Source organism: Microbacterium sp. BE35, from assembly GCF_031457705.1.
Taxonomy (GTDB): Bacteria; Actinomycetota; Actinomycetes; order Actinomycetales; family Microbacteriaceae; genus Microbacterium; species Microbacterium trichothecenolyticum.
Map to the genome: position 1 here is coordinate 414,042 of NZ_JAVDXD010000002.1, position 14,719 is coordinate 428,760.

General features: G+C 71.7%; 12 protein-coding genes. 7 read left to right on the forward strand and 5 right to left on the reverse strand.

Annotated elements, in window-relative coordinates; genetic code table 11:
• Positions 1-40: 40 nt before the first annotated feature.
• The 3 genes from J2Y46_RS08145 to J2Y46_RS08155 form a co-directional block, all read right to left on the reverse strand.
• Positions 41-523 (reverse strand): hypothetical protein, encoded by a 483-nt coding sequence (locus J2Y46_RS08145; RefSeq protein WP_045297125.1) that lies wholly within the window; start codon positions 521-523, stop codon positions 41-43.
• 56 nt (positions 524-579) lie between these two features.
• A complete protein-coding gene (locus tag J2Y46_RS08150) occupies positions 580-1,047 on the reverse strand; it encodes a type VI secretion system tube protein Hcp (RefSeq protein WP_045297128.1) in 468 nt (155 codons plus the stop codon).
• A gap of 106 nt (positions 1,048-1,153) precedes the next feature.
• Positions 1,154-2,014, reverse strand: a complete 861-nt coding sequence (locus tag J2Y46_RS08155) for an O-acetyl-ADP-ribose deacetylase (protein WP_045297130.1) — start codon at positions 2,012-2,014, stop codon at positions 1,154-1,156.
• A gap of 56 nt (positions 2,015-2,070) precedes the next feature.
• Here J2Y46_RS08155 and J2Y46_RS08160 point away from each other — a divergent pair, with 56 nt between their 5' ends.
• Genes J2Y46_RS08160 through J2Y46_RS08170 form a run of 3 tightly spaced genes read left to right on the forward strand, consistent with a single transcriptional unit; the run spans position 2,071 to position 4,872 of the window.
• Positions 2,071-2,748 (forward strand): response regulator transcription factor, encoded by a 678-nt coding sequence (locus J2Y46_RS08160; protein WP_310241525.1) that lies wholly within the window; start codon positions 2,071-2,073, stop codon positions 2,746-2,748.
• The gene (locus tag J2Y46_RS08165; RefSeq protein WP_310241526.1) at positions 2,741-4,039 is read left to right on the forward strand and encodes a HAMP domain-containing sensor histidine kinase; all 1,299 of its coding nucleotides are present in this window, start codon (positions 2,741-2,743) and stop codon (positions 4,037-4,039) included. Before J2Y46_RS08160 ends, J2Y46_RS08165 begins: the two co-directional genes overlap by 8 nt.
• Positions 4,040-4,095: 56 nt before the next feature.
• On the forward strand, positions 4,096-4,872 hold the full coding sequence (locus J2Y46_RS08170) for a hypothetical protein (protein ID WP_310241527.1): 777 nt from the start codon (positions 4,096-4,098) through the stop codon (positions 4,870-4,872).
• Positions 4,873-4,973: 101 nt separating this feature from the next.
• On the opposite strand, the gene J2Y46_RS08175 is transcribed toward J2Y46_RS08170, so the two are convergent.
• Positions 4,974-7,859, reverse strand: a complete 2,886-nt coding sequence (locus tag J2Y46_RS08175; protein ID WP_310241530.1) for an AAA family ATPase — start codon at positions 7,857-7,859, stop codon at positions 4,974-4,976.
• Between the two features lie 125 nt (positions 7,860-7,984).
• Here J2Y46_RS08175 and J2Y46_RS08180 point away from each other — a divergent pair, with 125 nt between their 5' ends.
• From J2Y46_RS08180 to J2Y46_RS08195, 4 genes are all read left to right on the forward strand, one after another.
• The gene (locus tag J2Y46_RS08180; protein WP_310241531.1) at positions 7,985-11,863 is read left to right on the forward strand and encodes a S8 family serine peptidase; all 3,879 of its coding nucleotides are present in this window, start codon (positions 7,985-7,987) and stop codon (positions 11,861-11,863) included.
• A gap of 91 nt (positions 11,864-11,954) precedes the next feature.
• A complete protein-coding gene (locus tag J2Y46_RS08185; RefSeq protein WP_310241532.1) occupies positions 11,955-12,374 on the forward strand; it encodes a DUF1275 family protein in 420 nt (139 codons plus the stop codon).
• Entirely contained in the window at positions 12,311-12,616 is a 306-nt protein-coding gene (locus J2Y46_RS08190; RefSeq protein ID WP_310241533.1) for a DUF1275 family protein, read from the forward strand. The genes J2Y46_RS08185 and J2Y46_RS08190 overlap by 64 nt, the downstream gene beginning before the upstream one ends.
• A 130-nt stretch (positions 12,617-12,746) precedes the next feature.
• On the forward strand, positions 12,747-13,775 hold the full coding sequence (locus J2Y46_RS08195) for an NADPH:quinone reductase (RefSeq protein ID WP_310241535.1): 1,029 nt from the start codon (positions 12,747-12,749) through the stop codon (positions 13,773-13,775).
• A 119-nt stretch (positions 13,776-13,894) separates the two neighbouring features.
• Here J2Y46_RS08195 and J2Y46_RS08200 read toward each other — a convergent pair whose 3' ends face one another.
• The gene (locus tag J2Y46_RS08200; RefSeq protein ID WP_310241536.1) at positions 13,895-14,662 is read right to left on the reverse strand and encodes a DUF222 domain-containing protein; all 768 of its coding nucleotides are present in this window, start codon (positions 14,660-14,662) and stop codon (positions 13,895-13,897) included.
• Positions 14,663-14,719: the final 57 nt, after the last annotated feature.

The following is a 14,719-nucleotide window of genomic DNA, read 5'->3' on the forward strand; positions in this document are numbered from 1 at the left end:
CCGCGTGTCGCGCAGGGCTCCCACCCGTTGCCGCGTGTGGCTACATCTCCCGGCTCGACGCCTCCGCGAGGCTCTCGGCCATCTTGGCGAACGACGCCTGCGCATGACCGCCGGCGAGGCGCGACGCGAGCGACGCGAACGCCACGGCACCCGTGATCTGCGCCGCGGCGACATCCCACGGCTCCGGCTGCGGGCCTTCGCCGCGCGGACCGGGCAGCGGAATCGGCAGCCGCCGCGGCCAGCCGGTGCCGCACCAGTCGTCAACGACCTCGGTCACCCAGCCGGGCTGGTCCTCACCCCGCAGGTCGGCCTCGAGCACCGCTTCGGCGATGTAGCCCGAGAGCTCGGAGGCCGCCAGCATCCACCGGGGCGGCAACGGCTGCGGGTTGAGCGCCACCGCGTCGAACCTGCTGACCAGGTGCGCCCGGTGGCTGTGCGGCGGGAAGACGTCGAACATCTCCGGCCTGATGCGCCCCAGCAGGGAGAGCATGCGAACGGTGCTGCTGATCTCGTTCCAACTCATCTGTGACTCCTTCGATCGGTGGCTTGCACTTGCACGTACCGTCACACCCGCGCCGATCACCTCTGGGCGCGACCGATCGTGACCGCGACCGGATCGCCGAGCGAGCCGTCCGGCAGCGTCGTCTGGTAGGTCAAGGTCACGGTGGCGAACCCCAGGGTGATCTGCACGGCGGGTTCCTCGCCCGCGAACGCGGTGGTCGCCGAGGTCACGACGGCGTCCTGCAGCCGCACGGTGACGTAATCGCCGATCATGCCCGCACGTCGTGCCGACAGCAGCGCTTCCGGCAGACGGATGCTGCGCGCACAGGCATCGAACAGACGCGGGGTCGCGGCATCCCATCGCAGGGAGACAGCGATATCGGTGAGCGTGGGCTTGCCGACCCGGCCTGCGCCCGCACCTCCGCCGGCGGGAGCCGCGTTCGACACCGCCCAGCTCCAGCTGAGGACCTCGATGGCGCCCGGGTGCCGGTCGTCGACGACCTCGCCGGGGATCGACGAGATGGTGAGGAACTGCTCATCGGCCATCGCACACGCTCCCCGCCTGTATCCGCGATTCCCCGCATCGCGCGATCGCTCGCGCGAACACCTCACAGATACTCCCGGCAGGCGGCACCCGCAAGAGGGGCGGCGGTCACTGCGTGGACAGTTCCGGGCCGTTCGCCTGCCGTGCCGCCTCGAACCGGTCGATGAGGATCGGGATGCCCGTGTCGAGCCACCACGACGGCAGCACGTTGCCGGCCGACATTCCATGACCGGGATCGAACTCAGGCACGTGGATCGGGTCATCGGTGTGGGTGAGAGGGGCGCCGATGATCCCTTCCGCTGCCTGCACGACCATCGGGCGGAGGTCGAACCACGTGGACGGGAGCGGCGTCGCAGCGAACTCGGCGCGGAGGGCGAGCCACAGGTAGGAGTCTCCCCGCATGCCCATCTGTGCGGGCGCGCGTTCGAACAGCCGGCCGACCGAGCCCGGCTCCGTCGCCGGCGGGAACAGGCGATGCACCTGCGGCTGCACCCGCCGATGCGTGTCCTCGCTGAACGAGACCACGACGACCTCTTCGACGCGGGTCGGGGTCTTGGCGATCGTGGTGACCGCCGCATCGATCGCGTCGTTGAGCGGCCAGGCGTACACCCCGGCGCTGATGAGGGGGAAGCTGACGCTGCGAGCGCCGATCTGGTCGGCGACCTCGAGCGCTCGCCGGTAGCAGGACTCGAGGAGCCCGCGGTCCCGCTCGCCGGCGGCGTAGTTCGGCCCGACCGTGTGGATCACCCAGGTCGCCGGGAGGTCTCCCGCCGTCGTCCAGCCGGCGTCGCCCGTGCGCAGGCCATCGGGGAAGCGCGCGATGCAGTCATCGAGGATCGCCCGGCCGCCCGCGCGGTGGATCGCGCCGTCGACCCCGCCTCCGCCGCGCATCGCGTTGTTCGCCGCGTTGACGATCGCATCGACGCGCTGCCGTGTGATGTCGCCGCGAACGGCAGTGACCGTGACCATATGCCCAGTCTCGCGCTTCAGGTCGGATTCAGGCGCGGCGGGCCAGACTGGACCCGATGCGGATTCTGGTGGTGGATGACGAGCAGCGCCTGGCCGACGGCATCCGTCGCGGGCTCGAGGCCGAAGGCTTCGGTGTCGATGTCGCGCACAACGGCGTGGACGGGCTGTGGCGAGCACGCGAGACCGCATACGACGCCATCGTGCTCGACCTCATGATGCCGGGCATGAGCGGCTGGAAGGTCTGCGAGGCGCTGCGCGCCGAGGAGAACTGGACGCCCGTGCTCATGCTCACGGCGAAGGACGGGGAGTGGGACCAGGTCGAGGCGCTCGAGACCGGGGCCGATGACTACGTCACCAAGCCGTTCTCGTTCGCCGTGCTCGTCGCGCGGCTGCGTGCGCTGATCCGCCGCGGCGGGATCGAGCGGCCGGCCGTGCTCGAAGCGGGGGACCTTCGGCTCGACCCGGGAGCGCGAATGGTGTGGCGCGGCGACGCCGAGATCGCCCTCACATCGCGGGAGTTCTCGGTCCTCGAGCACCTCATCCGCCATCGCGGGCAGGTGCTGTCGAAGCGTGAGCTCATCGCCGGTGTGTGGAACGACGACTTCGAGGGAGACCCGAACATCATCGAGGTGTACGTCGGGCACCTGCGGCGCAAGGTCGACCGGCCGTTCGGGCGCGACGCGATACAGACCGTCCGCGGTGCGGGCTACCGTCTGGCGGCCGACGGTGGCTGAGCCGCGGCGCCGCCGCTCGCTGCGGACACGCATCACCGCGGCCGCGACGCTGGTCGTCGCCGCTGCCCTGGTGGTCGGAGCACTCGCCTTCTACGGCATCCTGTCCGTCAGCATCCATGACGCCACCGCTCGCGCGGCCGAGACGCGGGCCGAGCAGCTCGCGGAGCGGATCGACGCCGAGGGCCCTTCGGCGGTGGCTGAGCTGGACGACGACATCGTGCAGGTGCGCGACGGCGCAGGGAGAGTCGTCGCTTCGTCCGAGGAGGCCGACAGCGGAGACCTGCCGGGTGCGGAGGGGACCGTCATCTACGACGATGAGCCGATGCTGGTCGTGGCCGAAGACCTCGACGACGGCACGCTGCTCCTGGCCCTGCCGGTGGAGGACGACGCGCAGACCCTCGCGACCGTGGCAGTGCTGCTGGCGTTCGCCGTCGTCGCCGTCGTCGCACTGGTCGCCGGGATCACGTGGTGGGTCGTCGGGCGTGCGCTGCGCCCGGTCTCGCACATCCGCGCAGAGGTCGACGACATCACGGCCGAGCGCCTCGACCGCCGCGTGGCGGTACCGCCCTCGGGTGACGAGATCGCGGCGCTCGCGGGGACGATGAATCGCATGCTGGACCGATTGGATGCTGCCGCCACCGCGCAGCGCCGGTTCGTGTCCGACGCCTCCCACGAGCTGCGCTCGCCGCTGGCGACGATCCGCCAGCACGCCGAACTGGCACAGCTGCATCCCGAGGCGACGTCCGTCGACGAGTTCGCGAGCGTGGTCCACGACGAGGGGCTCAGGATGCAGGAGCTCGTCGACGCGCTGCTGCTGCTGGCGCGACTGGACGAGCGCGCGGTGCTGCAGCGGGACGAGGTCGATGTGGACGACCTCGCGCTGGCGGAGGTGAAGCGGCTGCGCGCCGGCGGCGTCGTGGTGGATGCGTCCGGCGTCCACGCCGCGCGGGTGCGCGGCGATGCCCGCCTGCTCGGCCGGCTCGTGCGCAACCTCGCCGACAATGCCGTTCGTCACGCGCGAAGCGCGGTCGCGATCGGGGTGGTCGAGGATGACGGGCAGGTGCTGCTGACGGTCGACGATGACGGCGCGGGTATTCCAGCGGAGGAGCGCGAGCGCATCTTCGAACGGTTCGTGCGGCTCGACGAGGCGCGTGCGCGCGATGCGGGCGGCAGCGGGCTGGGGCTCGCGATCGTGCGTGCGATCGCGGAGGCCGAGGGGGGCAGCGTGCGCGTCGAGGACTCGCCACGGGGCGGCGCCCGGTTCGCCGTCGCGTTGCCGGCGTCACCCTGAACGCCGCTTCAGGATGCTTCAGGTCTGCTTCAGCGACCGCTCGGCACCATCGAAGCATGGATGACAAGAACAGCACCCCCGGGACTTCCCCCGCTGCAGCGCAGCCTGCCGACGATCGTCGGCCCGAGGCGCTCGCTGCTTCTCCGGCCCCCGGTCACGCCGGTCGGGCGGACGCGACCGAGGCGAGTGCGCCCGCCGCTCCCGCCCCGAAGCGCAGCCGCACGCGCGGCTGGCTGATCGGCGGCGGCGCGGTGCTGACCGCCGCGATCCTCACCGGCGGCGGCATCGCCCTCGGCGCGGAGATGGCAGACGAGGCGGCCGACCTCGCCGCATCGGCGTCGTCCGACGACAGCGACGACTCGCGTGACGCCGACGACTCGAGCGACGACAGCACCAACGGTGACGTGTCGAACCTGGGCACCGCCTCCGCCGACGACCTGGTCGCGATGATCGACGCGGCGTCCGCCGCCGGTGAGGGCGAGCCCACCTCGATCGATCTGAAGCGCGACGGCAGCGCCGAGGTGACGCTCGAGGCCGCGGACGGCGCCGAGACCGAGGTGCGCGTCGACGCCGGCGGCGAGGCATCCGTCGTCTCCACGGAGTCCGCCGACGACGACGGGGCCCCGCTGTACGTCCTCGATGCCGACGCGATCGCCGCGATCGTGGACGCAGCGCTCGCCGAGGCCGACGGCCGCATCGTCGAGATCGAGGCAGATGACGACGGCACGTCCCCGTGGGACGTCACGGTCTTGACCGCCGCGGGGGACTTCGTCGAGCTCGACCTCGATGCCGGGTTCGCGGTGGTGTCCACGGGAACCGACACCGACGACTGAGCGTCGGTGAGAAGACGGCGGTCGCCCGAGAGGACGGCCGCCGTTCGGTTCTGTCGGGGCTCGCTCCGGATGGCATGGCGCGGGGCGCCTGACGGCCGCGCTCAGTCGTTCGGCGAGGCCTCGAGGGCGCCCGCGTCGAGCTCGTCGCGCGAGGTGAGCCCCAGTTTCCGAAGCGCGTTCGACATATGGGTCTCGACGGTGCGGGGAGAGAGGTACAGCTCTGCGGCGATCGCGCGGTTCGTGCGACCCGCCGCCGCTCGCTGCACGACCTCCTGCTCGCGCCGCGAAAGGTCGTTGCCGTGCGTCGGGCGACCGCCGCGCCACGGATACGGAACGGGAACGCCGTGCCGGCGCATGGTGCGGGTGACGCGGGCGATGTCCTGTCGCGCCGAGAGGCGCCCGTACGCGGTGAGGGCTTCCGTGAGCAGGCTCGGCCCGTCGGCCGCACCCCGTTCGCAGCGCCAGTCTCCGAGTCGTTCCGTCGATCGAGCCGCCACGGCGACCAACCCCGCGTCGTGCGCCGCCGCACGTGCTCGAGACAGCCGCTCCTCGGCGGTGGAGGTGTCGCCGTCGTGATGCGCGATGAGGGCTTCGCACGTCATCACGGCCACGGCGACCGCGGGCGCCTGCGCGTCGCGAACGCGGTCGCCGACGGACGTGATCCGTGCGCGGACGTCGTCCACCGCGCCCAGGGCCGATGCCGCCTCGACGTGGCACACCAGGGCGTCGGCCGACCACGCCCACATCCCCTTGCGCCGGAGCTGTTCGAGGGCGGCGGATGCCTCGTCGAAGGCCCCCTGCGGATCGCCGAGGGTGAGCCGGAGACGAGCGAGGGCCGCGCGCGCGGGCACCAGCGGCCACACCGCACCGACCCTCTCGCAGTCGCGGATGAGGTCGGTGAGTCCTTCGACCGCCTCCGCGGCGTTGCCGCGAGAGCCCTGCACGAGGTGGTGCAGGTAGCGTGCCTCGAACGACGCGGCACCGAATCCGAACGCGCGCGAGGCCAGGTCCTGCGCCCGCTCGGCGAGGCCGTCCCATCGCCCTGCGGCGTGGTCGACCATCGCGCCGACCAGTTCGAAGACCTCCAGCAGGCGCGGCGCGAGCGAGCGCTCGGCGATCGAACGCCCCTCGGCCAGCAGCTCGTCGGCGCGGCGCACGTTGCCGATGTGGAGGGCGCCCTGCGCCCAGTTGATCGCGGCGCGAGCGTGCTCCCGTGGCTGCGTGAGCACCACGGGGTCGCGTCGCGCGGCGTCGATCAGTCCCCACGCGGCCGGATCGCCCTGTTCGAGGAGAAGCGATGCGCGCGCGATCCGCACCCCCAGTTCGACGTCCACCGATCCGGCGCGCTGAGCCGCCGCCACGGCTTGTGCGCACCGCGCCAGATGCGCCTCGAGCGGCACGTCGACGACGGTCTCAGGTGCGGCCAGCACGGCCAGCGCCCGCGCCTGGAGGTCGGGACGATCGTCGAGCTCGTCGACCGCACGCTCGATCTCGCCGTACCCGTCGCGGGCGAACCCCTGCTGACGGTAGAGCCTGCCCAGGGCGAAGCGCAGCTCGCCGCGGGCGGCCGGCGTCAGCTGCTCGCTCTCCAGCAGCCGAGTGAGGATCGGGGCGGACTCGGCGTGGGCCAGTCCGTCCACCGCGGCACGACCGAGCTTCGTCGCGATCCTCACGCGGTCGTCGATCGAAAGCTCGGCCATGTCGGCCGTCGCCTCGCGGAGGAACTCGGCCGCCGCGGCCTCGTTGCCGTGGCGGACGGCTTCATCGGCGGCGGTCTCCGCCCAGCGGACGAAGTCCTTCACGAGACCGGCGCGCCGGTAGTGGTGGGCGATGCGCGCGGAGAGGATCGGGTCGTGTCGCTCCTCCAGCACGCGCGCGACGCGGGCATGCCACCACTGACGGGTCGGCAAGGGTGTGGCGTCGTAGACGATCTGCTGCGCGAGCACGTGCCGGAACCGGCTGCGGCCGTCCTGCTCATGCAGCAGGCCCGCGGCGTGGGCCGACGTGAGCGCCTTCGCCACGTGCCGGGCGTCGTGCTCGGTGAGCTCCGCGGTGAGGCCGGGGTCGACGGTCAGCCCGACCACGGCGGCCGCCTCGATGACCTCCCGCGCGGTCGCGTCCAGCGTCATCAGCCGCTGGATGACGACATCGCGGAGGGCCGTCGACACGGACAGCGCCGCGAGGGCTTCCGTGTGGGTGGGGATGTCCGCGGCGGGGATCTGCGCCAGCAGAGTGCGGAGGACTTCCTCGACGACGAAGGGCACGCCGCCCGTGACCTCGTGCAACGCCGCCGCGACCGGATCGGGGACATCCACGCCGAGCAGGTGCCGGGACAGTTCGCCGACCTGCGCGACATCCAGCGGCACGAGCCGTGCCGTCCGGGTCCGGCCCTCAGGCGCCCGTGCGAACGACTCGCCGACCGGAGTCGCCCCGAGGTCCGTGCGGCTCGTGACGACGATCGTCACGTCGGCGGGCTGATGGGCGATGAGGTAGGTGAGGAAGTCGAAAGTGACGGCGTCCGCCCAGTGCACGTCTTCCAGCACCAGCACGGCGGGCGACAGATGCTCGATCAGCTCGGTCGCCGCGCGGAAGATCTGGTGTCGCGCGTCGCGCTGATCCGCCGGGCGTGGGGGTGGCGCCGGGAGGCGGTCGGCGATCTCGGGCACGAGCGGAGCCAGATTGCCGACGACGGGGCTGAGGCCGCGGACGCCGATGCGATCACGCTGTTGCCGGAATGCGTCCAGCACCGGTCCGAGCGGGAACGGATCATGCAGTGCCTGACACTGACCCATCAGCACCGCCGCGCCGCCCGGCGCAGCGGCGAGGAGTTCGCGCACCAGTCGGCTCTTGCCGATCCCGGCTTCGCCCTGGACGACGATGAGTGCCGGGGGTGACGCGATCGCACGCGCCAGCGCGTCGAACTCGGCGCGACGACCGACGAGGACAGGCGACACCCCGCCGGGAGGTGGAGCCGGGGGTTGAGGCATGACTGCCATTCGTCTCGTGGGGCGCGAGCAAAAGTCAGTGTAGGTCACGGATGCACGCCCCGTTCACCCGTCCGTAACCTGCAACGCAAGGTGTGAAACGAATCATCCGTGCGCGAGGAGAGACAGTGCCCAGACATCTCAGACAACGACCGCGGAGGCACGCCTCCACGCGGCTGGCCATCGCGGCGGCCGCCGCCCTCGCCCTCGTGGCGACCGCTGCGCCGGCCGCGCCGCCTGCGGCGCTCGCCGTGGACCCGGCGCCGGTCGCGGTGGAGGACCTCGGCGACCGGACCGGCGGCGTGACGGTCACGACCCCCGAGGACGCGGAGGCCCTGGTGAGCGAAGCCGCGCAGCCGCAGACGTACATCGTGCAGATGGCGCCGGCGCCCGTGGTCGCGTACGAGGGCGGTGAGAAGGGCCTCGCGTCGACGAAGCCTCGCGGCGGAGCGAAGGTCGACCCGGCCGACCCCGCGGTCGAGGCGTACAGCACGCACCTCAAAGGGCAGCAGCGGGCGGCTCTCGCGAAGGTGAAGGGCGGCAAGCCCTCGTACAGCTACGTGTACAGCTTCAACGGCTTCGCGGCCGAGCTCACCCCGGCGCAGGCCGCCGAACTCGAGGCGCAGCCAGGTGTCGTCTCGGTGCACCCCGACGAGGCGGTCGAGACCGACACGTCGTCCACGGAGGGATTCCTCGGGCTGGACAGTGAGGACGGACTGTGGGCACAGCTCGGGGGGCCGACCGGTGGCAAGAAGACGCCGGGAGCGGGTGAGGACATCGTGATCGGCGTGATCGACAGCGGCATCTGGCCCGAGGTCGCCAGCTTCTCCGATCGCAGCGACAAGAAGCTCGTGTACCAGGGCAAGCCCAAGGGCTTCCGTGGCACGTGCGCGTCGGCCGAGAAGGTGGGCGACGACTCGTGGGACGCCAACCTCTGCAACAACAAGCTCGTGACCGCCCAGTACTTCAACGCCGCGTGGGGAGGCAACGAGGGCGTCGCGCAGCAGCTGCCGTGGGAGTTCCTCTCGCCGCGTGACTACAACGGCCACGGCACCCACACCGCCTCGACCGCGGGCGGCAACTACGGCGTCGACGTGACGGGCCCGGCGGCGCCCTTCGGTGAGATCTCGGGCATCGCGCCGCGAGCGCGCATCGCGGCGTACAAGGCGCTGTGGTCCGTCGAGGACGGCTCCACCGCGACCGGCTACACGTCCGACATGGTCGCCGCGATCGACAAGGCCGTCGCCGACGGCGTCGACGTCATCAACTACTCGGTCTCGGGTTCCAGCACCGACTTCCTCGAGCCTACGGAGGCGGCGTTCCTCAACGCTGCCGCAGCCGGCATCTTCGTCGCGGCGTCCGCCGGCAATTCGGGCCCCGACGCCGGGACCGTCGCCCACCCAGGTCCCTGGCTGACCACCGTCGCTGCCGGCACCCACGACCGCACGACGACGGGCGCCGTGGTCCTCGGCAACGGTGCGCGCTACGAGGGCGTGTCGCTCAGCAACGCGGCGGTCGGGCCCGCCCCGGTCATCACGGGCGCCGCCGCGCGGCTCTCGGGTGTCTCGATCGGCGCGGGTGCTCGCTGCTATCCCGCGAGCGACAACAACGGCAAGCCGGCACTCGATCCCGCCGGGGTCACCGGGAAGATCGTGCTCTGCGAGCGCGGCGGCGACATCGCCCGTGTCAACTCCTCGCGCGCCGTCGCGGAGGCGGGCGGGGTCGGCATGATCTTCGTGAACGCCTTCGGCAACTCGCTGAACGCCGACTTCCACTCGGTGCCCACGGTGCACCTGCAAGACACCGAGTGGAGCGCGATCAGCGCCTACGCGGCGACGGCCGGAGCCACCGCGACCATCGAGAAGACGGTCATCGCGAACGGCGGCACGGCGCCCTTCACCGCGGAGTTCTCCTCGCGCGGCCCGCTCGTCGCCGGCAACGGCGATGTGCTGAAGCCCGACGTGATCGCTCCGGGGCAGGACATCCTCGCCGCGGTCGCCCCTCCCGGCCAGGGTGGGATGGACTTCAACCTGATGAGCGGCACGTCGATGTCGGCGCCCCACGTCGCCGGGCTCGCCGCCCTGCTGCAGGGCCTTCACCCGGACTGGTCGCCGATGGCGATCAAGTCGGCGCTGATGACCACGGGGTCCGACGTCCTGGACGGCGAGGCGAACACCGACCCGAACCTCATCTTCAAGCAGGGTGCCGGGCACGTGCAGCCCACGAGCGCGGCCGACCCGGGGCTGGTCTACGAGAGCGGTGTCGATGACTGGACCGCGTTCCTCTGCGGGTCGACCCGCAGTGTGGCCGACGCCGCCTGTGACGATCTCGAGGCAGGAGGGCGCTCGCTGGACCCGAGCGATCTGAACACCCCGTCGATCGGCATCGGCCTGCTCGACGGCACGCAGACCGTCACGCGCACGGTCAAGAACGTCGACGACAAGGCCGCGACCTACTCGGCGACGGTGAGCGGACTCGCCGGAGTGGGTGTCACGGTCGAGCCGAGCACGCTCACTGTGGCGCCGGGCGAGACCGCGTCGTACTCGGTCACGTTCGCCGTCGGCGAGGAGACGCAGCTGTTCGACTACCTCGCCGGCCAACTGTCGTGGACCGATGGCACGCACACGGTGCGGTCGCCGATCGTGCTCCGAGCCAAGCAGCCGGGTGACGAGGACTGGGCCGCTCGGTACGACGGAGCGAGCGGGCAGTTCGGGACCTCCTCCGATGTCGGCAGCGAGCTCCTGCTCCACCCCGACGGCCGGCGCGTCTACATGAGCGGTTACAGCCGGCCGCCGTCGGCAGGTGGACTCGTGAGCGACTTCCTGACTGCTGCGTACGACCCGGAGACCGGCGACGTGATCTGGGAGGAGCAGTGGGATGCCTCGGACGGCGGTTCCGACGAGCCCGCGGGCTTCGGGATGAGCCCCGACGGTGAGACGCTGTACGTCGGCGGGACCAGCGGCGGCGACTACCTCACGGTCGCCTACGACGGAGCGACCGGTGAGCGGCGGTGGACCACGCGTCTGGACGGGCCGGCTCAGGCCGGGGACTCGCTGAACGACCTCGTCGTCAGCCCGGACGGCTCGACCGTCTACGTCACCGGGTACCAGACCACGGGCGAGGCGCAGCTCGACTATGCCACCGTCGCCTACGACGCGGCGACAGGCGAGGAGCGCTGGGCGACGCGGTACGACGATCCGGTGAACGGCACCGACGACGCACGCAGCATCGCGGTGAGCGAGGACGGCTCCACGGTCGTCATCACCGGCCAGAGCCGGGGCGACGGCACGGGTCTCACCGACTGGGGCACGGTCGCGTACGACGCCACCACCGGCGCCCAGAAGTGGGACGTGCTGCGCAACGGTTCGGACGGGCAGATCGACATCGCGGACAACATCGCGATCGTCGGCGACTCCGTGATCGTGGCCGGCGTCGTGAGCAACACGGACCGCCAGGTCGACTGGGAGACGGTGGCCTACGACCTCGCGACCGGCGAGGAGCGCTGGGCGGCCGGCTACGGCGACGCGGGCACGGATGTGCCGCAGGCGCTCGCGATCAGCCCGGACGGCGGCACCCTGGTGGTCGTCGGCAACGTGGAGGGTGGCGCTGAGATGGACTACGCGTCCGTCGCCTACAACGTGGCCGATGGCGCGCAGCTCTGGGCGACGCGGTACGACGGCACCGCTCATGGGCTGGACGTCGCCTACGACGTGGCGCTGACCGCCGACGGCACCCGCGCCGTCGTCACCGGTGAGTCCCGCAGTGCCGAGTCGGCCTGGGACTACGTCACGCTCGCCTACGACCTGGTCACGGGCGAGCAGGTGTGGTCGGCCGCCTATGACGCGACCGGCGCGAGCGACGGGGCGAACGGCGTGGCGGTGGACCAGCGGGCCGACGGAACGCGGCGGGTCTTCGTCACGGGAGCGAGCACCACCGCGTTCGACGCGGTCGGGCTCGACAGCAACATCGACGCCGCGACCGTGGCGTACTTCGACCCGTTCGACTGAGCACCCGGGCGACGCGGCCGCCGGGCGAGGACTCCGTTCTCGTCCGGCGGCCGTCGGCGTTCGGTGGCCCCTGGTCGATACGCTCGCTGCCATGGTGAGGGGCCTGAGCAGGAGGGGGCTCGCGGCGGCTGTGATGCTCGCGGGTCTCGCCGGATACGTCGACGGCTTCGCGTTCGTCTTCCTCGGCGGGTACTTCGTGTCGTTCATGACCGGCAACACCACCCGCGCGAGCGTCGACGTGTCGCAGCTCTCGCTCGTGAGCGCAGCGTTCGCGCTGACGCTGATCGTCGCGTTCGTGATGGGCGTGATGGCCGGCACGCTCGTGCCCGGGGATCGCGCGCGCGGGCAGCTGCGCGTGCTGCTTCTGATCCTCAGCCTGGTGTGCGCCGCCGCGATCTCGCCGGAATCGAATGGCGCTGGGCGAGCGGATGCTGCCTCGCCTTCGCGATGGGCGCGCTCAGCACCGTCTTCGCCCGAGGTGGCCAGGTCGCCTTCGGGGTCACGTACATGACGGGTGCGCTCGTGAAGGTCGGGCAAGGTCTGGTCGGCGCGATGCGCGGCCAGTCCGGCACCGGGTGGCCGCGGCATCTGCTGCTGTGGGCGTCGATCGCCTCCGGCGCGGTGCTCGGCGCCGCGGCATCCGCCTGGATCGGGCAAGGAGCGCTCTGGATCATCGCGGGCGCGTTGGCCGTCCTTCTCGCGATCAGCTGGATCGTACGGGCGCGCCCCCCGCGCGCCGGATCGGTGGGCTGACACTCGCCCTCCTGAGGAACCGGGCCGACGGGTCTTCGGCAGGGAGTGCGCACCACCGCATGGACGGGGCCGGTCTCCACGGCAACGCGGATCGGAAATGCCGACGGCGCCGGACGCGTTGGCGTGTGGCATGCGATCGATCGTCTACTCCCGCACCGGAAGCTCGTCCGTCCTCTCGCTCGCGGAGCGCGAGCCCGCGATTCCCGGGCCCGGGGAAGTGCGCGTGAAGGTGGCCGTCTCGGGCGTGAATCCGACGGATTGGAAGGCGCGGGCCGGAAGCGGAGCGAAGCCGGCGTTCGACGAGGTCGTGCCGAATCAGGATGGAGCGGGTGTCGTCGACGCCGTCGGCGACGGGGTGACCGAATTCGCCGTGGGCGACCGCGTGTGGCTGTATCTCGCCCAGCACCAGCGCCCGACGGGCACGGCGCAGGAGTACACCGTCGTTCCTGCCGAACGGGCGGTGAAGCTGCCGGATGGTGTCGGCTTCGACGTGGCAGCGAGCATGGGTGTGCCCGCGATGACGGCGCACCGGGCGCTCACGGTGCACGAGTTCGGACCCGCGCGGCTGGCGCCGGGTTCGCTCGGCGGACGTGTCGTACTCGTGGCCGGGGGAGCCGGTGCCGTCGGACACGCGGCGATCCAGCTCGCGGTCTGGGCGGGTGCGACGGTGATCGCGACGATCTCGAGCGAAGAGAAGGCGTCGCTCGCGCGTGCCGCGGGTGCTCACCACATCGTGAACTACCGCGATGAGGATGCCGCCGGCCTGATCGCCGCGATCGCGCCCGGCGGCGTCGACCACATCGTCGAGGTGTCGATCGCGCAGAACGCCGGGCTCGATGGTCAGGTGGTCGCGAATCACGGTTCGATCGCGTACTACGCCGACAACGGTGGCGAGCAGGCAACCGTCCCGGTGCGGCCGACCTTCGCGAAGAACGTGCGCATCCAGGGGCTGCTGCTGTACACGGTCGGCGCAGCCGCCTTGGAAGCCGCCGCCGAGGACATCACCGCCGCGCTGCGCGACGGCGCACTCCCCGTGGGAGAGGCGGCGGGGCTTCCGCTGACGTGGTTCTCTCTCGAGGAGACCGCGGCGGCACACGACGCCGTGGAGCAGGGCGCCGTGGGCAAGGTGCTGATCGACGTCTCGGGGGAGAACCGCTGAGGACGGATGCCGCCGCCCTGCCGGCGAAACAGGGTGGAGTGGGGCGCGACGCGCACCGCCGGCGAGGTCGGTGACAGTCCGGACCCGCCGCCCGGTGATGGGTGCGTCGCGCCCCGCCGCTACCCGGCGGGGATGAGTCTTCGCGGCGCTGGTCGGAGGTCGCCGAAATCGTATCGGCGAGCCACCCGAGTCGGCAGCGCGGTGGGTGGAAGTCCGGGGCGATGGAGGACGAAGTCCTCCTTCCCGTTTCTCGTGATCCGCCACCCATGGTGGTGCAGATTCATGTGGTGGAACGGACACAGCAGGATGCCGCGGTCGATGTCGGTGCGGCCGCCTTGTGCATACGGATCGATGTGATGCGCCTCGCAATACGATGCGGGGCGGTCGCACGCGGGGATGCGGCATCCGCCATCCCGAATCGCGAGCGCGATGCGCTGCTTGGGGGTGAAGAGCCGCGCCTCTCGTCCGAGATCGAGCGGATTGCCCGCCGGATCGAGGGTGACGGTCATGGTGGCGGTGTCGCAGGCCCGGGTACCGATGATCCAGCCCGGCAGCGTCGCGCCGGTGTCTTCGGCCAGCGCAACCGCAGGGCGTCCGTCCCACGGGTCGTCCCGGGCGGCTCGAGTGGCGACGACGCGGATGCCTGCCTGGCGGGTGCCGAACACGGCCTGGGCGTCGGCGAGCGCGCCCGCACGGACGATGTCCATCATCAGGTCGTACGCGAGCTGGTCGTTGGTGCGCGGATCGTTCTGCAGCTCCTGAGCCCGCGCGGCCTCGTCGGGGTCGACGAAGCGCGGTCCGCCGCGACGCGGACGCAGTGCGGTGCCGATGATCGTCTCGATGCCGGCCGCGCCGATGTCGTCGAACGTGAAGCTGCCGCGCCGCACCCCGTCGCGGTCGGTCCAGTGCGGAACGAACGTGCCTCGAACCGCTCGTCGAAGCGG